Source organism: Agrobacterium genomosp. 13 str. CFBP 6927 (genome assembly GCA_900012615.1).
Classification (GTDB): Bacteria; Pseudomonadota; Alphaproteobacteria; order Rhizobiales; family Rhizobiaceae; genus Agrobacterium.
In genome coordinates this window covers 2,725,826-2,746,710 of the sequence record LT009756.1, presented here as the reverse complement: position 1 = coordinate 2,746,710, position 20,885 = coordinate 2,725,826, and the positions used below count along the sequence as shown (strand labels likewise).

At 59.4% G+C, this 20,885-nt stretch carries 17 protein-coding genes and 2 riboswitches; of the genes, 13 read left to right on the top strand and 4 right to left on the bottom strand.

What is annotated here, in order from left to right:
• The first annotated feature begins 39 nt into the window (after positions 1–39).
• The 5 genes from pyc to AGR13A_RS13560 all read left to right on the top strand — a co-directional run bounded on the left by pyc (position 40) and on the right by AGR13A_RS13560 (position 7,732).
• A complete protein-coding gene (gene pyc, locus AGR13A_RS13580; RefSeq protein ID WP_080836207.1) occupies positions 40–3,501 on the top strand; it encodes a pyruvate carboxylase in 3,462 nt (1,153 codons plus the stop codon).
• Positions 3,502–3,628: 127 nt separating this feature from the next.
• Positions 3,629–4,429, top strand: a complete 801-nt coding sequence (locus AGR13A_RS13575) for a DeoR/GlpR family DNA-binding transcription regulator (RefSeq protein ID WP_080836205.1) — start codon at positions 3,629–3,631, stop codon at positions 4,427–4,429.
• Positions 4,430–4,441: 12 nt separating this feature from the next.
• Positions 4,442–5,632: an MFS transporter gene (locus tag AGR13A_RS13570; RefSeq protein WP_035221767.1), complete on the top strand. Its 1,191-nt coding sequence runs from the start codon at positions 4,442–4,444 to the stop codon at positions 5,630–5,632.
• A gap of 120 nt (positions 5,633–5,752) precedes the next feature.
• A complete protein-coding gene (ispG, locus tag AGR13A_RS13565; RefSeq protein WP_080836203.1) occupies positions 5,753–7,003 on the top strand; it encodes a flavodoxin-dependent (E)-4-hydroxy-3-methylbut-2-enyl-diphosphate synthase in 1,251 nt (416 codons plus the stop codon).
• Positions 7,004–7,069: 66 nt separating this feature from the next.
• Positions 7,070–7,732, top strand: a complete 663-nt coding sequence (locus AGR13A_RS13560; protein WP_080836202.1) for an OmpA family protein — start codon at positions 7,070–7,072, stop codon at positions 7,730–7,732.
• A 154-nt stretch (positions 7,733–7,886) separates the two neighbouring features.
• On the opposite strand, the gene AGR13A_RS13555 is transcribed toward AGR13A_RS13560, so the two are convergent.
• The gene (locus AGR13A_RS13555) at positions 7,887–8,801 is read right to left on the bottom strand and encodes a polyprenyl synthetase family protein (RefSeq protein WP_080836201.1); all 915 of its coding nucleotides are present in this window, start codon (positions 8,799–8,801) and stop codon (positions 7,887–7,889) included.
• 136 nt (positions 8,802–8,937) lie between these two features.
• Here AGR13A_RS13555 and mtgA point away from each other — a divergent pair, with 136 nt between their 5' ends.
• Positions 8,938–9,684, top strand: coding sequence for a monofunctional biosynthetic peptidoglycan transglycosylase (mtgA, locus tag AGR13A_RS13550; protein WP_080836199.1), 747 nt, complete (start codon positions 8,938–8,940; stop codon positions 9,682–9,684).
• A gap of 15 nt (positions 9,685–9,699) precedes the next feature.
• Here mtgA and AGR13A_RS13545 read toward each other — a convergent pair whose 3' ends face one another.
• A complete protein-coding gene (locus tag AGR13A_RS13545; RefSeq protein WP_080836197.1) occupies positions 9,700–10,719 on the bottom strand; it encodes an aldose epimerase family protein in 1,020 nt (339 codons plus the stop codon).
• 74 nt (positions 10,720–10,793) lie between these two features.
• Positions 10,794–11,720, bottom strand: coding sequence for a homoserine O-acetyltransferase MetA (gene metA / locus AGR13A_RS13540; RefSeq protein ID WP_080836195.1), 927 nt, complete (start codon positions 11,718–11,720; stop codon positions 10,794–10,796).
• Positions 11,721–11,802: 82 nt separating this feature from the next.
• Positions 11,803–11,879: riboswitch (SAM riboswitch) on the bottom strand.
• 89 nt (positions 11,880–11,968) lie between these two features.
• Between metA and AGR13A_RS13535 the strand changes: the two genes are divergently transcribed.
• From AGR13A_RS13535 to AGR13A_RS13500, 7 genes are all read left to right on the top strand, one after another.
• A complete protein-coding gene (locus tag AGR13A_RS13535) occupies positions 11,969–12,622 on the top strand; it encodes a thiamine diphosphokinase (RefSeq protein WP_080836193.1) in 654 nt (217 codons plus the stop codon).
• 4 nt (positions 12,623–12,626) lie between these two features.
• The gene (locus tag AGR13A_RS13530; protein WP_080836191.1) at positions 12,627–14,453 is read left to right on the top strand and encodes an ABC-F family ATP-binding cassette domain-containing protein; all 1,827 of its coding nucleotides are present in this window, start codon (positions 12,627–12,629) and stop codon (positions 14,451–14,453) included.
• A 92-nt stretch (positions 14,454–14,545) separates the two neighbouring features.
• The gene (locus tag AGR13A_RS13525) at positions 14,546–14,938 is read left to right on the top strand and encodes a VOC family protein (protein WP_035221756.1); all 393 of its coding nucleotides are present in this window, start codon (positions 14,546–14,548) and stop codon (positions 14,936–14,938) included.
• Positions 14,939–14,983: 45 nt separating this feature from the next.
• Positions 14,984–15,094, top strand: a riboswitch (TPP riboswitch).
• Positions 15,095–15,131: 37 nt separating this feature from the next.
• Positions 15,132–16,145: a thiamine ABC transporter substrate binding subunit gene (thiB, locus tag AGR13A_RS13520; protein WP_080836189.1), complete on the top strand. Its 1,014-nt coding sequence runs from the start codon at positions 15,132–15,134 to the stop codon at positions 16,143–16,145.
• 19 nt (positions 16,146–16,164) lie between these two features.
• Positions 16,165–17,790: a thiamine/thiamine pyrophosphate ABC transporter permease ThiP gene (thiP, locus tag AGR13A_RS13515; protein WP_080836187.1), complete on the top strand. Its 1,626-nt coding sequence runs from the start codon at positions 16,165–16,167 to the stop codon at positions 17,788–17,790.
• The gene (locus AGR13A_RS13510; protein WP_080836185.1) at positions 17,787–18,497 is read left to right on the top strand and encodes a thiamine ABC transporter ATP-binding protein; all 711 of its coding nucleotides are present in this window, start codon (positions 17,787–17,789) and stop codon (positions 18,495–18,497) included. Before thiP ends, AGR13A_RS13510 begins: the two co-directional genes overlap by 4 nt.
• Before the next feature lie 307 nt (positions 18,498–18,804).
• A complete protein-coding gene (locus tag AGR13A_RS13500) occupies positions 18,805–20,265 on the top strand; it encodes a M48 family metalloprotease (RefSeq protein WP_035222097.1) in 1,461 nt (486 codons plus the stop codon).
• A 12-nt stretch (positions 20,266–20,277) separates the two neighbouring features.
• On the opposite strand, the gene AGR13A_RS13495 is transcribed toward AGR13A_RS13500, so the two are convergent.
• Positions 20,278–20,874 (bottom strand): TetR/AcrR family transcriptional regulator, encoded by a 597-nt coding sequence (locus AGR13A_RS13495; RefSeq protein WP_080836183.1) that lies wholly within the window; start codon positions 20,872–20,874, stop codon positions 20,278–20,280.
• Positions 20,875–20,885 lie beyond the last annotated feature (11 nt).

Sequence of the window (20,885 nt, the reverse complement as noted above, 5' to 3'; positions counted from 1 at the left end):
TGCAGCAGAAATTTTGTTTTGGCGTGTGGGGAGACCGTCTTGAAAATATCGAAAATACTTGTTGCCAACCGATCCGAAATTGCGATCCGCGTTTTCCGGGCAGCCAACGAGCTTGGGATTAAAACCGTTGCGATTTGGGCGGAAGAGGACAAGCTGTCTTTGCACCGCTTCAAGGCGGACGAATCCTATCAGGTCGGCAGAGGGCCACATCTCGCCAAGGATATGGGGCCGATTGAAAGTTATCTTTCGATCGAAGAGGTTATCCGCGTTGCCAAGCTTTCCGGAGCCGACGCGATCCATCCCGGTTACGGCCTTCTGTCGGAAAGCCCGGAATTCGTGGAGGCCTGCAACAAGGCCGGCATAACCTTCATTGGACCGACCGCGGATACGATGCGCCAGCTCGGTAATAAGGTGGCTGCCCGCAATCTGGCGATTTCTGTTGATGTGCCCGTCGTTCCCGCCACCGATCCGCTACCGGACGATATATCCGAAGTGGAGCGCATGGCCGAGGAAATCGGCTATCCCGTCATGCTGAAGGCCTCCTGGGGCGGCGGCGGCCGCGGCATGCGCGCCATCCGCAAAAAGGAAGACCTGGCGCGTGAGGTGACCGAGGCCAAGCGCGAGGCGAAGGCCGCCTTCGGCAAGGACGAGGTCTATCTCGAAAAACTGGTCGAGCGCGCCCGCCACGTCGAGAGCCAGGTTCTCGGCGATACCCATGGCAATGTCGTACATCTGTTCGAGCGCGATTGTTCGATCCAGCGTCGCAATCAAAAAGTAGTCGAGCGTGCGCCGGCACCTTATCTCAGCGAAGCGCAGCGCCAGGAACTGGCGGCCTATTCGCTGAAGATCGCAGCCGCGACCAATTATATCGGCGCCGGCACTGTCGAATATCTGATGGATGCCGATACCGGCAAATTCTACTTCATCGAGGTCAATCCACGCATTCAGGTGGAACATACCGTCACCGAAGTCGTGACCGGTATCGATATCGTCAAGGCGCAAATCCATATTCTGGAAGGGGCCGCAATCGGCACGCCGGAATCGGGCGTGCCGAAGCAGGAAGATATCCGCCTCAACGGGCATGCGCTGCAGTGCCGCATCACCACGGAAGATCCGGAACACAACTTCATTCCGGATTATGGCCGTATCACCGCTTACCGTTCCGCTTCGGGCTTCGGCATCCGTCTGGACGGCGGCACGTCCTATACCGGTGCTGTCATTACTCGCTATTACGATCCGCTGCTCGTCAAGGTGACGGCCTGGGCGCCGCGACCGGATGAGGCGATCAACCGCATGGACCGCGCGCTGCGCGAATTCCGTATCCGCGGCGTCGCCACCAACCTGACCTTCCTCGAAGCCATCATCGGTCACGACAGCTTTCGCAACAATACCTATACGACGCGTTTCATCGATTCGACGCCGGAGCTCTTCGCACAGGTCAAGCGTCAGGACCGCGCCACCAAGCTTCTGACCTATCTTGCCGATGTGACGGTCAACGGCCACCCGGAAACCAAGGGTCGCGCCAGGCCGTCCGAAAAGGCGGCAAAGCCCGTCGTGCCCTATATCGATGCGCCGACGCCCGACGGCACCAAGCAGCTGCTGGACAAGCTCGGCCCGAAAGGCTTTGCGGACTGGATGCGCAATGAAAAGCGTGTGCTGGTCACCGACACGACCATGCGCGACGGGCACCAGTCGCTTCTGGCCACCCGCGTTCGCACGCATGATATCGCCCGCGTCGCCAGCGTTTATGCCAAGGCACTGCCTGAGCTTCTGTCGCTGGAATGCTGGGGCGGCGCGACCTTCGATGTCTCCATGCGCTTCCTGACTGAAGACCCATGGGAGCGCCTTGCCCTGATCCGCGAAGGCGCGCCGAACCTGCTGCTGCAAATGCTGCTGCGCGGCGCAAACGGCGTCGGTTACAAGAACTATCCCGACAACGTCGTGAAATATTTCGTTCGTCAGGCAGCAAGGGGCGGGGTCGATCTTTTCCGCGTCTTCGACTGCCTGAACTGGGTGGAGAATATGCGCGTCTCGATGGATGCGATCGCCGAGGAGAACAAGCTCTGCGAGGCGACCATCTGCTATACCGGCGATCTGCTGAATTCGGCGCGCCCGAAATACGATCTCAAATATTATACCAGCCTCGCCGCTGAGCTGGAAAAGGCCGGTGCGCATATCATCGCCGTCAAGGATATGGCGGGCCTGTTGAAACCGGCGGCCGCGAAGGTCCTGTTCAAGGCGCTGCGTGAGGCGACCGGTCTGCCGATCCATTTCCACACCCATGATACGTCAGGCATTTCCGCCGCGACTGTTCTTGCGGCCGTGGACGCGGGCGTTGATGCCGTGGATGCGGCGATGGATGCCTTCTCCGGCAACACGTCGCAGCCATGCCTCGGCTCCATCGTGGAGGCGCTGGCGGGGTCGGAACGGGATACGGGTCTCGATACCGAATGGATCCGCCGCATTTCCTTCTACTGGGAGGCCGTGCGCAATCAATATGCGGCTTTTGAAAGCGATCTGAAGGGACCAGCCTCGGAAGTCTATCTGCATGAAATGCCGGGCGGGCAGTTCACCAATCTCAAGGAACAGGCCCGCTCGCTCGGTCTCGAGAGCCGCTGGCACGAGGTGGCGCAGGCCTATGCAGATGCCAACCGGATGTTCGGCGATATCGTCAAGGTAACGCCGTCTTCCAAGGTCGTCGGCGATATGGCGCTGATGATGGTGAGCCAGGATCTGACGGTTGCCGATGTTGAAAATCCCGACCGTGAGGTGTCTTTCCCTGACTCCGTGGTGTCGATGCTGAAGGGCGATCTTGGGCAGTCACCGGGTGGCTGGCCGGAGGCCCTCCAGAAAAAGGCGCTGAAAGGCGAGGCTCCCTACACGGTTCGTCCTGGTTCGCTGCTGGCGGATGCCGATCTCGATGCTGAAAGAAAGACGATCGAGACGAAGCTGGAGCGCAAGGTCGACGATTTCGAGTTCGCGTCCTATCTGATGTATCCGAAGGTGTTCACCGACTTCGCGCTTACCGCCGAGACCTATGGTCCCGTTTCCGTGCTGCCTACCGATGCCTACTTCTACGGCATGGAGGACGGTGAGGAGCTGTTTGCCGATATTGAACGCGGTAAAACGCTGGTTATCGTCAATCAGGCTTCATCCGGCACTGACGACAAGGGCATGGTGACAGTCTTCTTCGAGATCAATGGTCAGCCCCGCCGAATCAAGGTGCCGGACCGTGCCCATGGCGCTTCCGGTTCCGCCGTGCGCCGCAAGGCGGAACTCGGCAACGGCACGCATATCGGTGCGCCTATGCCGGGCGTGATCAGCCGCGTCTTTATCAATCAGGGACAGGAGGTCAAGGCCGGCGACGTGCTGCTCTCCATCGAAGCCATGAAGATGGAAACGGCGCTTCATGCCGAGCGCGAGGGCAAGATCGCCGAAGTTCTCGTCAAGCCAGGCGATCAGATCGACGCCAAGGATCTGCTGATATCATACGCCGAATAAGGGCGTTTGCCATCGTCAGTTACGAGTTAGACGCCCGCCTTTCGGCGGGCGTTTTGCTGTTGCGTATTCGTCGAAACTCGAATATGCCTGTTCGTGCACGTTTATTCCTGTTTATGCATGAGTTTCCATGAGCGATCATTTTGTCAGCGAGCGGCAGGCGCTCATTCTCGCGCAGCTGCGGCAAAGCGGTCGTGTGCTTGCGCAGGATCTGGCCCAGAATTTCGGCGTTTCCGAAGATACGGTCCGCCGGGATCTGCGCGAGATGGCGGCACGTGGCGAATGCCTGCGCGTTTATGGCGGAGCACTGCTTTCAGATAGCAAAACGGTGCCGCTGAAGACGCGGATTGCCGAGGATGCCGACCGCAAGGCCTCTCTGGCGCGCGCAGCCGTTCCGCTTCTCGAGCCAGGCATGGTTGTCTTCATCGATGCCGGCTCCACCAATCTGGCCATTGCAAGAGCTATCCCCGCCGGTATCAACCTGACCGTGGTGACGAACACGCCCGCCATTGCCGCTGAACTCACGGGGCGGGCCGATATCGATCTGGTGCTGATCGGCGGCAAGGTCGATCCGGCGGTTGGTGCTGCGATCGACGCCATGGCGCTCAGGCAACTGGAATTGATGCGGCCTGATCTGTGCATTCTCGGCGTTTGCGGCGTTGCGGAGGAGACCGGCCTGTCGGCGGATGTTTTCGAGGATGCGGTGTTCAAGCGGCTTGCCTGCAGCGCCAGCCAGCGGATTGTCGCCGCCGTTACCACGGAAAAGCTTGGCCACCGCGCGGCCTTTCACGTGCATGATTTTTCACCGCCTCTTTCCCTGGTGCTCGAACATGATGCCGACCCGGCACTGATCGAGGCGCTGTCGGCAAGAGGCGTACAGCTTCATTGCGGCGATGATGACGCCGTTCGATTTTCCCATGGTCAAGTCTGAAGGATATTGCCGATGAATGGCCCCACGACATTTTCGCCGACGGTGAAGCGCTCATCCTATCTGACGCGTCACAGGCTTGGCGTGTCCCTGCTGTTTTTGATGAACGGTTTCATGATGGGGTCTTGGGCTCCGAAGATTCCGGAATTTGCGGCGCGTTTATCGCTCAGCGAGAGTGCACTTGGCCTGATCATTCTGGTTTTTGGTATTGGTTCGCTGGTTTTCATGCCGATCGCCGGTTCCCAGATCGCCCGTTTCGGATCGCGCACGGTCAGCCTCGTGACTGCGGCAATCTTTCTGCCGACACTGCTTTTCATCTCCTGGGCGGGCACGATCTGGGCGGGGGTGATTGCGGTTTTCCTGTTTGGCGGACTGACGGGGGCCATGGATGTCGCCATGAACGCCAATGCCGTGGCTGTCGAGCGTGACATGCGCCGCGCCATCATGTCGTCGTGCCACGCCTTCTGGAGCCTCGGCGGCCTGATCGGCGCCGGTCTTGGCGGTTACCTCATCACAGCCATCGGCGTTCAGGGGCATGCGATCGCGCTGACGATTATCGCCCTTATCCTGCTGGTTATTGCGTGGCCGCGTGTTCTTGCGGATCGTCCGCACGCCGAGGAAGAGCGCCCGAAGGGCGGCTTGCCGCTGACACCCCTGCCGTGGATCATTGGCCTGATGGCGCTGTTTTCGATGATCCCGGAAGGTGCGATCCTCGATTGGGGCGCTCTTTATCTGCGTAATGAACTCGGTGCTTCCGTCTCGCAGTCCGGTTTCGCTTTCGCCGCATTTTCCATGACCATGGCGATCATGCGTTTTGCCGGCGATCTGGTGCGCGACAGGTTCGGGGCCGTCCGAACCCTGCGTTTCTGCTCGGTCATGTCGATCACCGGTCTTCTGATTGCCGGCCTTGCGGGAAATTCCACTTTTGTGATCATCGGTTTCGCCATTGCCGGCATCGGTATCTCCAACATGGTGCCGATCGCTTTTTCGGCGGCCGGCAATATGCCGGGACTGGCGCCTGGCATCGGCCTGTCGGTCGTCACCACCATGGGTTATTCCGGCATTCTGGTGGCGCCCTCGGCTATCGGCTTCATTGCCGAACATACCGGGCTTGCCAGCGTCTTTCTCGCTCTGCCGTTGCTGCATGTGGTGGTTTTGCTGCTTTCGCGGCTCGCCCGGCACGCGGATGGTGCGGGCAAGGAATAGGCGTCTCGAATTTTGCCATGATTGCGGTAAAGTAGAAGCTCTTATGCGTTGGGTGTTGACAAGCAGGCCCCCTTGTTTCACCTCAATTGCCAGACCTTGCCGCAAGCTCCAGAGACCGCCATGACGTCACATGCCGATTACGATCCAAAGCCCCGCCGCGCATCCGTCGCTGTCGACGTGGGCGGCGTCATCGTGGGGGGTGGTGCGCCCGTTGTCGTACAGTCGATGACCAATACCGACACGGCGGATATAGATGCCACCGTGCAGCAGGTGGCGGCACTTTTCCGCGCCGGTTCGGAAATGGTGCGCATTACCGTCGACCGGGATGAGAGCGCCGCAGCCGTGCCGAAAATCCGCGAGCGGCTGCTGCGCCTTGGTATGGATGTGCCGTTGATCGGCGATTTCCATTATATAGGCCACAAGCTTCTGGCCGATCACCCGGCCTGCGCCGAGGCGCTGGCGAAGTATCGCATCAATCCGGGCAATGTCGGTTTCAAGGACAAGAAGGACAAACAGTTCGGCGAAATCATCGAAATGGCGATCCGCTATGACAAGCCGGTTCGCATCGGTGTCAACTGGGGGTCGCTTGACCAGGAATTGCTGACCGCGCTGATGGACAGGAACAAGGAGGAGGGTTTTCCGCTCTCCGCCCGTCAGGTCACCCGCGAGGCCATCGTTCAGTCGGCGCTGATCTCCGCCGAACTTGCCGAAGAGATCGGCCTGCCGCGCAACCGCATCATTCTCTCCGCCAAGGTCAGCCAGGTGCAGGACCTGATCGCCGTTTATTCCATGTTGTCGGAACGGTCCAACCACGCTCTGCATCTCGGTCTTACCGAGGCGGGTATGGGTTCCAAGGGCATCGTCGCCTCTTCTGCCGCCATGGGTTACGTGCTGCAGCACGGCATCGGCGACACGATCCGCGTTTCGCTGACGCCGGAGCCGAACGGCGACCGCACCCGCGAGGTGCAGGTGGCGCAGGAATTGCTGCAGGTCATGGGTTTTCGCCAGTTCATTCCGGTTGTTGCGGCATGTCCCGGCTGCGGGCGCACCACGTCCACCGTCTTTCAGGAACTTGCGCAGAACATCCAGAACGACATTCGCAAGAACATGCCGCTCTGGCGTGAAAAATATCCCGGCGTCGAGGCGCTCAATGTTGCCGTCATGGGCTGCATCGTTAATGGTCCCGGCGAAAGCAAACATGCCGATATCGGCATTTCGCTGCCCGGAACCGGCGAAAGCCCCACCGCGCCGGTCTTCATTGACGGCGAAAAGGCGCTTACCCTGCGTGGTCCCAATATCGCCGCCGATTTTGAAGCACTTGTGATCGATTACATCGAAAAGCGGTTTGGCCGGAAAGATGCGGCGGAGTAATGCGTACCGTGAAAAGGCCGGAATTCCACTGTCATACCTCCTGAACCCCTCGGAGCATCAAACTACATGATCAAGAAAATTGCGATCGTTGCCCTTTGCGCGACCTATCTTTCCTCGTGCACCACCACCGATCCCTATACGGGTGAGCAGAAAATGTCGAACACGGCGGGCGGTGCCGGCATCGGCGCTGTTGTCGGTGCTCTCGGTGGTCTGGCTGTGGGCGGTTCGCCGGTCGGTCGCCGCAACGCAGCCCTCATCGGTGCTGGCATCGGTGCGCTCGCCGGTGGTGCCATCGGCAACTACATGGATGGTCAGGAGGCCGAGCTTCGCGCCCAGCTTCAGGGTACGGGCGTTTCGGTTACCCGCCGCGGTGACAGCATCGTTCTCAACATGCCGTCGAACATCACCTTCGCGACGGATCAGGATCAGGTCATCCCGCCGTTCTATCAGACCCTCGATTCCGTCGCCATCGTGCTGAACAAGTTCAACCGCACGCTGATCGACATCAACGGCCATACCGATTCCACCGGCAGCCCTGGCTACAATCAGGGCCTCTCGGAACGTCGTGCCGCCTCGGTTGCCAATTATCTCGGTGCGCGCGGTCTCGACCAGCGCCGTATTTCGACGCTCGGCTTTGGTCCGTCGCAACCGATCGCTTCGAACGCGACACCGGATGGCCGTGCTCAGAACCGCCGCGTCGAAGTGCTGATTTCGCCGCTCAAGGGATAAAGCGCACGTAGCTTTCTTACCGTCACCCCGGACTAGATCCGGGGTCCAGCGCGATCAAGTCCTTGATCGCGAAAGACTCCCGTCACGACGCAGACGCGCCGTGGCTGGATGCCGGATCTAGTCCGGCATGACGGAAGACGCTACGAGAACCTTGTCAGCTTTTCCGTTCGGCGATGAACCTTGCGGCCGCGATGAGAATCGCGGCCTTTTCGCCATAGGGTGCCAGGAGTTGGCTGGCTTCCGCCACCTGTTCCTGAAGCTTGCCGCGTGCCCAGTCTTCACCGCGCAACGCGACCAGCGTTCCCTTGCCGCGTGCAGCATCCTTGCCGGTTGCCTTGCCCATGGTGGCGGCATCGGCCGTCAGGTCGAGGAGATCGTCGGCAAGCTGGAAGGCAAGGCCGATCTTTTCACCGAAGAGGCGCAGTCTTTGCCTTTCGGAACCATCGCTGCCGGCGATGATCGCGCCCGCCTCGCAGGCGAAACGGAGCAGCGCACCGGTTTTCATAGCCTGCAATGTAACGACACCGGCTTCGTCCGGAGCCTTCTTTTCCGCAGCGAGATCAAGCGCCTGCCCGCCCGCCATGCCGCCGATACCCGCCGCGCGGGCAAGGGACAGCACGAGTGCGGCCTTGCGATCCGCTGGGAGAGGATTTTCGTCAGATGCGATGATATCGAAGGCGAGCGTCAGCAGGCTGTCGCCGGCGAGAATGGCGGTCGCCTCGTCGAATTTGCGATGTACTGTCGGCTGGCCGCGGCGCAGATCGTCGTCGTCCATGGCTGGCAGATCGTCGTGTACCAGCGAATAACAATGCAGGCACTCAAGTGCTGCGCCGACATAAAGGGCGGCATCGGCATCTCCACCCAGTAGAGCAGCGCTTTCGATGACGAGGAAGGGCCGCAGGCGTTTGCCGCCGTTCAGCACGCCATGGCGCATGGCGTCGAGCAGGTTTTGCGGACGTGTGATCTCATCCGCGCGCGCTTCACCGGATAGAAGGCGGCCAAGCAAGGCTTCGGTCTTTGCCGCGTTATCGCGCAGCCTCGTTTCGAAATTCGTCATCTGAGCGTCCATGCCGCGCTCTTTGGCATGCCGCGCGGGGCCAGGCAACCTTTTCGTGATTCCAGAGCCGTAACTGTTTGACCGGACTCGCCTTGAAGGCGGCAATGGAATATGAAAGGCTTCGATTGGTGCGGGGCTTTGACGAATATTGAGCAGTACGCCTGAAAGCGACGCAGATTACGCCGTGCTGGCGGAAGACCGGAGCAGTCCGAAGGTGGATTTTCGCACGTTGGCAAAGCGTATCGTCATGACCTTGCTGGCATTGCTGATCCTGCCCTATCTGCTGATCCCGGTCTATGCGCTGCCGTTCTTCCGGCCGGTCTCGACGCTGATGCTTGCCGATCTCGTAACCCTGCAGGGATATGACCGGCGCTGGGTGCCGCTCGAGGATATTTCCCCGCGCCTTGTGCAATCCGTGATGATGTCCGAGGACGGGCAATTCTGTTCCCATGGCGGCGTGGACTGGAACCAGATGCAATCCGTCGTCAGCAATGCGCTTGACGGGGCCTCTACCCGTGGCGCCAGCACCATTCCGATGCAGACGGCCAAGAACCTGTTTTTATGGAACGGCCGCTCGTTTTTGCGCAAGGGGTTGGAGTTGCCGTTGGCGATTGCCGCCGATTTCGTCTGGTCCAAAAAACGGATGATGGAGATTTATCTCAACGTTGCCGAATGGGGACCCGGCATTTACGGCATCGAGGCCGCCGCGCAGCATCATTTCAAGGTGCCGGCCGCAAAACTCAGTTCGCGTCAGGCGGCGCTGCTTGCCGTTTCCCTGCCCAATCCCATTGATCGTGTTGCCAGCAAGCCAGGGCGTGGCCTGCAACGTCTCGCTGGCCTTATCGAGCGGCGCGCACGCGCCTCAGGCAGCTATGTCGGCTGTGTGCTGGACTGATACTGGCCCGTCGCCTCAACCCTTCTTGAAAATATAATCGGTTTCCTGACGCAGTGTCTCGCCGGGGCGCAGGATCGCATGCGGAAAATCAGGGTGATTGACGGCATCAGGCCATATCTGCGTTTCCAGGCAAAAGCCAGCAAAGGGGCCGTAGTGGCGGCCATCGAGACCCGGAACGGGGACATTCAGCTTGAAGGCCGAATAGAGCTGTACGCCGGGTTCGGTGGTGTGAACCTCCAGAGCGATATCGGAGGCGGGCGAATAGGCGCGGGCGACCTTGCGCTTGGCGCGGCGCTCGGGCGAAAGGCAGAAATTATGGTCGTAGAGAACCTGTTCGCCATCCTCCTTGCGCCGCATCGGCGTCGGGTGGCGCAGGTCAAAGACGGTGCCTTCGACGGAGCGGATTTCGCCGGTCGGTATCTGTCTGTCGTCGGTCGGCAGGTAAAAGTCCGCGGCGATGCTGATCTCATGCCCAAGTGCGGTATCCGCACCGTCGAGATTGAAATAGGAGTGCTGGCAGACATTGGCGATGGTCGGCTTGTCGGTCACCGTTTCATAGACGACTGAAAGCACGCCGCCGTCGCGGATCGTATAGGTGGCGGTAACCGTGCAATTGCCGGGATAACCGGCCCGGCCATCGGGATCGATGGTCTGCAGAACCGCATGGCTTTCGCCATGTTCCATCAGCATCCAGTTGCGTTTGCCCATGCCGTCGCTGCCGCCATGCAGGTGTGTCACGCCTTTTTCGTTCAGTTCCAGCTGGTATTCGTGTCCGTCGATCGAGAACCTGCCGTCATCGATACGGTTGGCATTACGGCCGGGGGTGGCGCCGAAATAGGAGGAGTATTTGTAATCCTCGAATTTATCGAAGCCGAGAACGAGTGGCGGCTGGTGACCCTCAAGGCGTAGATCCTGAATGACCGCACCCCAGGTGATGACCTTGGCCGTCAATCCGCCCTTCGAGATGGTGACGCGTTCGACCTTTTCGCCGGTCGCCGTGAAACCGAAATTCTCCCGTGCCGCCGCTTCGCTCATTGCGTCATTCTCCCGATTGCCGTGAATTGCCGGCGGACGTTGCGTCATTTTCCGGCAATTCGCAATCCCGTAATTCAGGCGGCCAGTTCGCCTATGGCCCCGAGATCGTAAGGGGTCGTCTGGTATATCTCGTTGATCCAGTTGCCGAAAAACAGATGGGCATGGCTGCGCCAGCGGTTGAGCGGGGCAAGCTCCGGATCATTGTGCGGAAAATAATCATGCGGCAGCTTGATTGGAACGCCGGCGTTCACATCGCGGAAATATTCATCCGAAAGCGAGGTCGAATCATATTCGACGTGGTTGAACATATAAAGCCGGTTGCCCTCTTTCTCATGCACCAGACAAACGCCCATTTCCTCTGACTCCATCAGGATTTCGAGGTCGGGGTGTTTTTCGATGTCGGCGCGGCGTACTTCCGTCCAGCGCGAGACCGGTACCTGAAAATCGTCCGAGAAACCGTTCAGATAGATGGAGGAGGGGCAAAGATTGCGGTGGCGATAGACCCCGAAAGCCTTTTCCTTCAGCTCGTATTTCGGCACGCCATGGAAATGGTAGATGGCGGCCATCGCGCCCCAGCAGACATTCAGCGTCGAATGGACATTGGTTTGTGTCCACTCGAAAATTTTTTGCATCTCGTTCCAGTAGGTCACGTCTTCATAGTCCAGCATTTCGATGGGCGCGCCGGTGATGATGAAGCCGTCGAACTTGCGGTGGCGCACTTCCTCCCAGGTCTCGTAGAAGGACAGAAGGTGCTCTTCCGGCGTGTTCTTGGCGCGATGGCCGCCGATGCGGATCAGCGAAAACTCCACCTGCAGAGGCGATGCACCGACGAGGCGCGCCATCTGTACTTCCGTCTTGATCTTGTTCGGCATGAGATTGAGGAGCCCGATCTGGAGCGGGCGGATATCCTGCCGGATGGCCGCCGTTTCAGTCATGACCCGCACGCCCTCATGAACGAGGGTGTCGAAGGCGGGAAGCGTATCGGGAATCTTGATCGGCATGTCGAACTCTCTTTTCGGATGACGTAAAGAACGCTGCGAAAACAAAAAAACCGGCAGCGAAATCGCAGCCGGTCCCAGGAAATTGCCTTTTTCCTCGACCCTTTAGCGACTTCTTTAAAGTGGCTGCAAGCCGGTCGGCAAATCACCACTGAGGCGTTTCATAATCCCGAAGCCGACGAAAATCAATATCGGCGGTTTTCATCGGGTTTCGGCTTTCCATTTTTGGCCGAGGTGCGGTAAGGCAGGGCATGGATAAAGAACGCTTCACCATTTTGCTTGGCGGCGATGTCACGGTTACCGACCGCCTGAAGCTGGCGGTTGCGGGCAGCCGTGTGATTGCGGCCGATGGCGGCATGCGCCATGCCGCGCCGCTTGGGCTCACGCCAGAGCTTTGGGTGGGAGATTTCGATTCCGCCAGCAAGGAGCTGCTGGACGCCTGGCCCGATGTGGAGCGGCAACCTTACCCTGCCGCAAAGGCTGTGACCGATGGTGAGATTGCGGTTTCGGAGGGTCTTGCCCGTGGCGCGGGTTCGCTGGTGCTTGTCGGTGCGCTTGGGGGCGCGAGAAGTGACCATGCGCTGCAGCACCTTCTTTACGCTGTGGCGCTTGCCGAACGGGGTATCGAGGTCACGCTGACCTCCGGTGAAGAGGAGGCCCGGCCGCTGCTTGCCGGGTCACTGAATATCGATCTACCGTCCGCTTCTCTGTTTTCGGTTGCCGGGCTCACTGCCCTTGCGGGGCTTGATATCCGCAATGTGCGTTATCCGCTCAAGGATTTCGCGCTTGCTTTCGGCTCTTCCCGCACTATTTCCAATGTCGCGAATGGCGGGCTCGTGCATTTCTCGCTGAAAAGCGGCAAAGCCATCGTGCTCGCCCGCCCTTATGATCTGACCGGAGCCTGACGCCTTGGCACCCCCTATTTTGAAACTCGATGACATCAAGCTGACCTTCGGCGTGACCCCGCTGCTCGATGGTGCCAATCTCCAGGTGGAACCGGGCGATCGCATCTGCCTTGTCGGGCGAAATGGTTCGGGCAAGTCAACCCTGATGAAGATCGCCGCCGGTCTGGTCGAGGCGCAGTCGGGCGAGGTTTTCCGTCATCCCGCTGCCACCATCCGCTATCTGGAGCAGGCGCCGGATTTTGCCGGTTACGATACCGTTCAGGCCTATGCCGAAGCGGGGCTGGGGCCGGGTGATGATCCCTATCGCGTTACCTACCTGCTCGAGCATCTCGGCCTGACGGGACAGGAACATCCGGAAAGTCTTTCCGGTGGCGAAGCGCGGCGCGCGGCCCTTGCCCGTGTCATGGCGCCCGAGCCCGATATTCTGATGCTGGACGAGCCGACCAACCATCTGGATCTGCCCACGATTGAATGGCTTGAAAGCGAGTTGCAGCAGACGCGCAGCGCGCTGGTGCTGATTTCGCATGACCGGCGTTTTCTCGAGAAAGTGTCGACCTCCACTGTGTGGCTCGATCGCGGCCAGTCCCGTCGTCTCAACCGCGGTTTTGCCCATTTCGAGGAATGGCGCGACAAGGTGCTGGAAGAGGAAGAACTGGAGCAGCACAAGCTCGGCAAGGCCATAGAGCGTGAAGAACACTGGATGCGTTATGGTGTGACCGCGCGGCGCAAGCGCAACATGCGCCGCGTAGGTGAGCTTCAGGCCATGCGCGCGGAATATCGCGGCCACAAGGGACCGCAGGGCGCGGTGCAGGCGACGGCCTCGGACGTGCGGGAATCTGGCAAGCTGGTCATCGAGGCCGAAGCCATCACCAAGTCTTACGGCGAGCGCGTGATCATCGCGCCGTTTTCACTGCGCGTCCATCGCGGCGATTGCATCGGTCTTGTCGGTCCGAACGGCGCGGGCAAGACAACACTTCTGAAGATGCTGACCGGTCAGCTTGAGCCCGATAGCGGCACGGTGAAGCTCGGCACCAATCTGGAGATTGCGACGCTTGACCAGAAGCGCGAGGATCTCAATCCAAACGATACGCTCGCGCATTACCTCACCGATGGACGCGGCGATAATCTGCTGGTCAATGGCGAATTGAAGCATGTGACGGGCTACATGAAAGACTTCCTGTTCCAGCCGGAACAGGCCCGAACGCCGATCCGAAATCTTTCCGGCGGCGAGCGCGCCCGTCTTATTCTGGCGCGTATTCTGGCAAGGCCGACCAACCTCCTGATCCTGGACGAGCCGACCAACGATCTCGATATCGAAACGCTCGATCTGTTGCAGGAAATCGTCGCGGGCTTTTCGGGCACCGTCATCCTCGTCAGCCACGACCGCGATTTTCTCGACCGTACCGTCACTTCCACCATCGCGCCCGCCAATCCGGATCAGCCGGACGGACGCTGGATCGAATATGCTGGCGGCTATTCGGACATGATGGCGCAGCGCAAGGGTGCGGCGGAAGAAAAACGCAAGGCGGAGAAGCAGGAAAAGGCGAAGGCCGCACCTTCCGCCTCCGCATTGCAGGACCCTTCAAAGGCCAAGGCCAAGCTTTCCTTCAAGCAGAAATTCGCGCTCGAAAACCTTCCCAAGGAGATGGAAAAGGCGCAGAGCGAAATTGCAAAACGCGAGCAGCGCATGGCTGACCCCAATCTCTTTGCCAAGGACCCGGCCGCCTTCAACACGCTGGCGCAGGAAATGACAAAGCTGCGCGAAAAGCTTGAAGCCATGGAAGAGGAATGGCTGGAGCTGGAGATGCTGCGCGAGGAAATCGAAGGCTGATGGCGGTTGCGATTTCTTGATTGATATCTCATCCGCCTTTGACAGGAAGGCGGAATTGCCGTTTCCTGTTCCGGTTCGGAGGAGTTCAGAAAATGCGCATGATCTTCGTCAATCTGCCGGTCAAGAATATCGAGACATCGAGAAGCTTTTTTACGGCTCTGGGTTTCAGCTTTAATCCGGAATATTCGGATGACCGCACGCTCTGCATGATCGTTGAGGAGAACATCTTCGTGATGCTGCTTCAGGAAGAGCGTTTCCGCGATTTCATCAATGGCGATATAGCCGATGCGACGCGCAGCACAGAGGTGCTGACCTGCCTTACGGCGGGAAGCCGCGAAGAAATCGACCGGATGATCGAAACGGCGCTTGCTTCCGGCGGAAGCGGCTGGAAACCCGTTCAGGACCATGGCTTCATGTATGCTGGCAGCTTTCAGGATCCCGACGGTCACGTCTGGGAACTGGTCCATATGACGGCGCAGGGCTGATCTCGGCCATCTTGCCAATCAACGACTGCGGGACTACATCATCATCATGATCTAACGGGGTGTCTTTTGTGCTAGCGTGCAAAAGGCTGAGAGGCTTGCCAACCCGAAGAACCTGATCCGGTTCATACCGGCGGAGGGATTAGACGGCTTCAAGGCAAGCGGCTATTTCCCTTTTTGTTTTGAGGAGGTACCCGTGCGCCGTCGTCTTTTCCTGAATTCCCTTGTTGCCGCGTCGCTGTTTCTGCCCGGTCTTGCCGTCGCGCAGGATAGGCAGGAACTGACCGTCTATACCTATGAGAGCTTCGTTTCCGAATGGGGTCCCGGTCCCAGGGTGAAGGAGGCCTTTGAGAAGGTTTGCAATTGCACGGTCAACTTCGTCGGTGTGGCGGATGGCGTGGCGCTGCTCAATCGTCTGAAGCTTGAAGGGGCGGGGTCCAAGGCCGACGTCGTCGTTGGTCTCGACACCAATCTTGTCGCGGAAGCGAAACAGACCGGTCTCTTCGATGTCAGCGGCATCGATGCATCGGCGGCCAAGGTGCCGGGCGGCTACACGGACGATGTTTTCGTTCCTTATGACTACGGTCATTTCGCCGTTATCTATGACACGCAGACGGTGAAAAGCCCGCCGACGAGCCTGAAGGAGCTGGTGGAAGGCGATCCCTCGCAGAAGATCGCCATTCAGGATCCGCGCACTTCCACGCCGGGGCTTGGCCTGCTGCTCTGGGTGAAGTCGGTTTATGGTGACAAGGCTCCGGAAGCCTGGGCGAAGCTCCGGAAGCGTATTCTTACCGTCACGCCGGGCTGGTCGGAATCCTACGGTCTTTTCACCAAGGGTGAGGTGCCGATGGTGCTTTCCTATACCACGTCGCCCGCCTATCACATGGTCTCGGAAAAGACCGACCGTTACCAGGCGGCCGCTTTCTCCGAAGGGCATTACATCCAGATCGAGGTTTCCGGCCTTCTCAAAAACGCGCCGCATAAAGAACTGGCGAAACAGTTCCTCGCTTTCACGCTGACATCAGGTTTTCAGGATGCGGTTCCGGAAAACAACTGGATGATGCCGGTCGCGGCAACATCCAAGCCTTTGCCCGAGGCTTTTTCAAAGCTCGTCGTGCCGCAGAAGACTTTCCTGATGGATCCGGAAGAGGTGGCAAAAAACCGCAAGGCCTGGATCGATGAATGGCTTGCCGCCATGAGCATGAATTGAGGAAGAGGCACGCCCGCATATGATGCTGCGTCGCGACTACAGGTGGTCGATCATTTTCGGAACGGCGGCGTTTGCCGCCGTTTCCCTGTTCATGGCGCTCGCCATCGCGGCCCTTCTATTTTTCGATGCCGGGGCTTCCGCTGCCGGCATCATGGATGCCTATACGCTGCGCATCCTGCGTTTCACGCTTTATCAGGCAACGCTTTCCACTCTTCTCTCCATTGTTCTCGGCCTGCCGGTGGCACTGGCGCTCTCCCGTCGGCAGGACTTTCCAGGGCGTATCTGGATCATCCGGCTGATGGCGGTGCCGATGGGGCTGCCGGTGATTGTCGGCGCTTTCGGCATCATCGCCATCTGGGGAAGGCAGGGTGTTTTGAACAAGGCACTCGTTTTTGCCGGCGCGGATGAGCCTTTCAGTATTTATGGCCTTTCCGGCATCCTCATTGCCCATGTGTTCTTCAATCTGCCGCTGGCGGTGCGGCTGATGCTGGCCGGGCTGGAGCGTATTCCGGGCGAATATTGGCGGATGGCGGCGAGCCTCGGAATGGGGCCGGTTTCCGTGTTCCGCTTCATTGAATGGCCGGCGGTCTCGCGGCTTGTTCCCGGCATTGCCGGGCTTGTCTTCATGTTGTGCGCCACCAGCTTCACGCTCGTGCTTCTGCTGGGCGGCGGGCCGGCGGCAACGACGCTGGAAGTGGCGATCTATCAGGCGCTGCGGTTCGATTTCGATCCGCAGCGGGCGATCGCGCTTTCGGTTCTGCAGATCGTCCTCACAGCGACCCTGCTCGGCCTTCTGGCTTTTTTGCCGGCACCCGAAGCGGAAATTGCCTCGCTTGGCCGCCCCCTTCGCCGTTTTGACGGCAGGGGTATTGGCGCCCGTCTTTGGGATGGAATGGCAATCGTTCTTGCGGTTCTGCTGATTGGTCTGCCGCTTGTCGCCATAACAGTATCAGGGCTGAGCGCCGATCTGCTGCGCCTTCTGTCCGCGCCGATCTTTCTGCGCGCGGCCGCGACCAGCCTTGCGATCGCCATGCTTTCCGCAGCCCTTGTCGTGCTTTGCTGCTTCGCGATCATCAGCGCGCGCCAGGCCGTGGGTTCCGGACGACATACGGCCCGACCGCTACGATTTCTGTCCACCACGCTTGGGGCAGGGTCTTCGCTTGTGCTTCTGGTGCCGCCCGTCGTTCTGGGAAGCGGGTGGTTCCTGCTGTTGCGGCCCTTTGGAGATGTCAGCTTTTATGCTCCCGTTCTGGTGGCGCTCATCAACATGCTGATGGCCCTGCCGCTGGCCATGCGGGTGCTGGAACCTGCCTTCAACAGTCACTTTTTGCGCACAGGCCGGCTGTCTGCCAGTGTCGGGCTTCAGGGTCTGGCGCGGCTGCGGTTTGCCGATCTACCGGTCCTGTGGCGGCCGCTGCTCATGGCGTTTTCCTTCGCCATGGCCCTGTCGCTTGGTGATCTCGGGGCGGTTGCCCTGTTCGGATCGGAAAACTTCGTCACGCTGCCATGGCTGGTTTACAGCAATATGGGCAGTTACCGCACCAATGATGCCGCCGGATATGCGTTCATCCTTGGTATCGTCTGCCTGCTGCTTGCCGCAGGCGGTGTTTCCCGGCAATCGCAATCGGCAAGGGCGAGCATATGACGGATTTTGCAGTGGAGCTGGACAAGGTGAGGCTGCGGCTCGGAACGCAGGATTTCGATCTCGATTGCGTATTCCCGCAAGGTCAGGTGACCGCCGTTGTCGGCGCATCCGGTTCGGGCAAGTCGACGCTCCTTAATCTCATCGCCGGTTTTGAGGATCCCGATTCCGGTCGCATCTTGATCGGCGGAGAGGATATGAAGGCGCGCGATCCTTCCGAAAGACCGGTCTCATCGATTTTCCAGGACAATAATCTTTTTGCCCATCTCGATATTTTCACCAATATTGCGCTCGGCGTCAGCCCCGGGCTGAAGCTGCGGGCGGAAGACCGGCAGGGGATCGACGTGGCGCTTACACGCGTGGGTCTTGCTGGTTTTGACAAACGTCTGCCGGGCACGCTTTCCGGTGGGGAAAGGCAAAGAGCCGCTTTGGCGCGGGCACTGGTCAGGAAAAAACCTGTCATGCTGCTCGACGAACCTTTCGCGGCGCTCGATCCGGGGTTGCGGGCGGGCATGGCATCCCTGCTTCTCGACTTGCATGGCGAAACAAAAAACACGGTGATTATTGTCACCCATCACCCCGAAGACATAAAAAAGCTGGCGCAGCGGGTGGTTTTTCTTGATCGCGGCCGTGTTGTTTATGCGGGCTCGACCGCAGATTTCTTCGCCACACAAAATGTGAAGGCGGTGGACAGTTTTCTGAACGGCTGATCGCCTTATTTTCGACGCGTGCCGCTGGCAATCGCTTTAGATGACTTCAATGGCGCTAATTTGCACTTGCCAGTTTCAAGTTGTTGCCCGAGAAAAGACGAGAATTATTGCGTTCTTCAGGAATATTCCGGACTTGATGGATCGTTTTTACCGTTTCGGCATTCATGGCTCGTTGGGGCGAATCTGTTATTCTGGTCTGCAATTAACGGATGATCAGGAACGTTAGGGGCAGGCATAGAGAATGAGAAATAGCATGACTGCACAGTGGAGTCTTTTCTCCCGTTCAGGCCTTCGCCGTTCGGGCAGGATGGCGGCCGCGTGTTCCGTGCTGACGGCGTCTGCCGTGTTCCTGTCGTCGTGCCAGTCCCTTTTCAGCCCGGCCTACCAGTCCACCCTGCGCCCCTCGGACAATCCGCAGACCGTGGAAGAGGTGCAGAAGAACGATCCCCGTGCGCAGATGGGTGCGCGCGAACATCCGCGCATCGTGGCGAGTTATGGCGGCGAATATCGTGACGCCAAGACGGAGCGACTTGTTGCCCGCATTGCCGGTGCGCTGACGGCCGTTTCGGAAAATCCGCAGCAATCCTATCGCATTACCATCCTCAATTCCCCTGCGATCAACGCCTTTGCGCTGCCGGGCGGTTATCTTTACGTAACGCGTGGGCTTCTGGCGCTTGCCAACGACGCTTCGGAAGTGGCAGCCGTGCTTTCGCATGAGATGGGCCATGTCACGGCGAACCACGGCATCGAGCGCCAGCGCCGGGAGGAGGCAGAGGTGATTGCCAGCCGTGTGGTTGCCGAAGTGCTGTCGAGCGATCTTGCCGGCAAGCAGGCGCTGGCACGCGGCAAGCTGCGACTTGCGGCTTTCTCGCGCCAGCAGGAATTGCAGGCGGATGTGATTGGCGTGCGCATGCTGGGCGAGGCGGGTTATGACCCCTACGCATCGCCGCGTTTTCTGGATTCCATGGCGGCCTATGCGCGGTTCTCCTCGGCCGATCCCGAAAATGACCAGAGCCTCGACTTTCTTTCCAGCCATCCCAACACGCCGCAGCGCATCGAGCTTGCGCGCCGTCATGCCCGTGCTTTTGGCCAGGAAGGCCAGGTTGGGGACCGCGGACGCGACTGGTTTCTGGATGGCATAGACGGCCTGCTTTACGGTGACAGCCCGCAGGAGGGCTACGTCCGGGGCCAGACGTTCCTGCACGGAACACTCGGTATCCGTTTCGACGTGCCGGAAGGTTTCGTCATCGACAACAAGGTTGAGGCGGTTCTGGCGACGGGGCCGGGTGACATGGCCATCCGTTTCGACGGTGTGGCCGATCCGAAACAGACCACCCTTGCCAATTACCTGACCAGCGGCTGGGTTGCCGGCCTGTTGCCGGAAACTGTCAGGGAGACGCAGATCAACGGTCTGGAGGCTGCGACAGCCCGGGCAAGCGCGGATAAATGGGATTTCGACGTGACCGTCATCCGTGTCGGCCAGCAGATATTCCGTTTCCTGACGGCGGTGCCGAAGGGCAATACGCAGCTTGATTCCATCGCCAATGTGCTGCGCACCAGTTTCCGCAAGATGACGCCGCCGGAGATCGCTTCACTGAAGCCGCTGCGGGTGCGGGTGGTGACGGTCAAGCCCGGCGAAACCGTGGCGACGATCGCCGCGCGGATGATGGGGACCGACCGGAAGCTCGACATGTTCCGCATGATCAATGCGATGAGCGCCACCGCCACGCTTCAGCCCGGCCAGCGGGTGAAGATTATTTCGGAATGAGCTGACGGCCTCTCATTCACCGGTTGCTTGAGACAGGTAGGCGTGAACGAGTACAATCATTTCCCGTCTGACTTTGGGTGACTGCAACTCTCCGCGGCGGGCGGCATTATGAATGATGCCGTCAATGGCATCGGATACGATCAGCGCCGCTGTTCTGCTTTCGACCTTTGTGCCGGCTGTCATATGTGCCGCGATCGCTGCAGCGTAGAGACCGAGATATTCCTGTTCGAAAACGCTGTTGGGATCGTTCGTCCCTTCGTGGCGGGGTGCATCGTCCAGAAGGACCTTGTGAAGACCGGGATGGACGCTGTGTACCCCAATCATGCCGGTCACGAGCTCTTCCACGAATTTCTCAAGCGATTGCCGCTTTTGCGAGACGCTTTTCATGACAGAGAGACAGTCCTCGAGGTGACGATGGCGCACCGCTTCCACGATTGAAATCTTGTCCGGGAAATATTGATAGAGCGAGCCGATGCTGACGCCGGCCATTTCGGCGACCCTGTTCGTGGTAAAACCCGCCCAGCCATGATCGCTCAAAATGCGAGCCGCTGCGTGAATGACGGCGTCGACCGTGGCCCGCGAACGCTCTTGACGCGGCTCCTTGCGCATCTCGGTCTTCC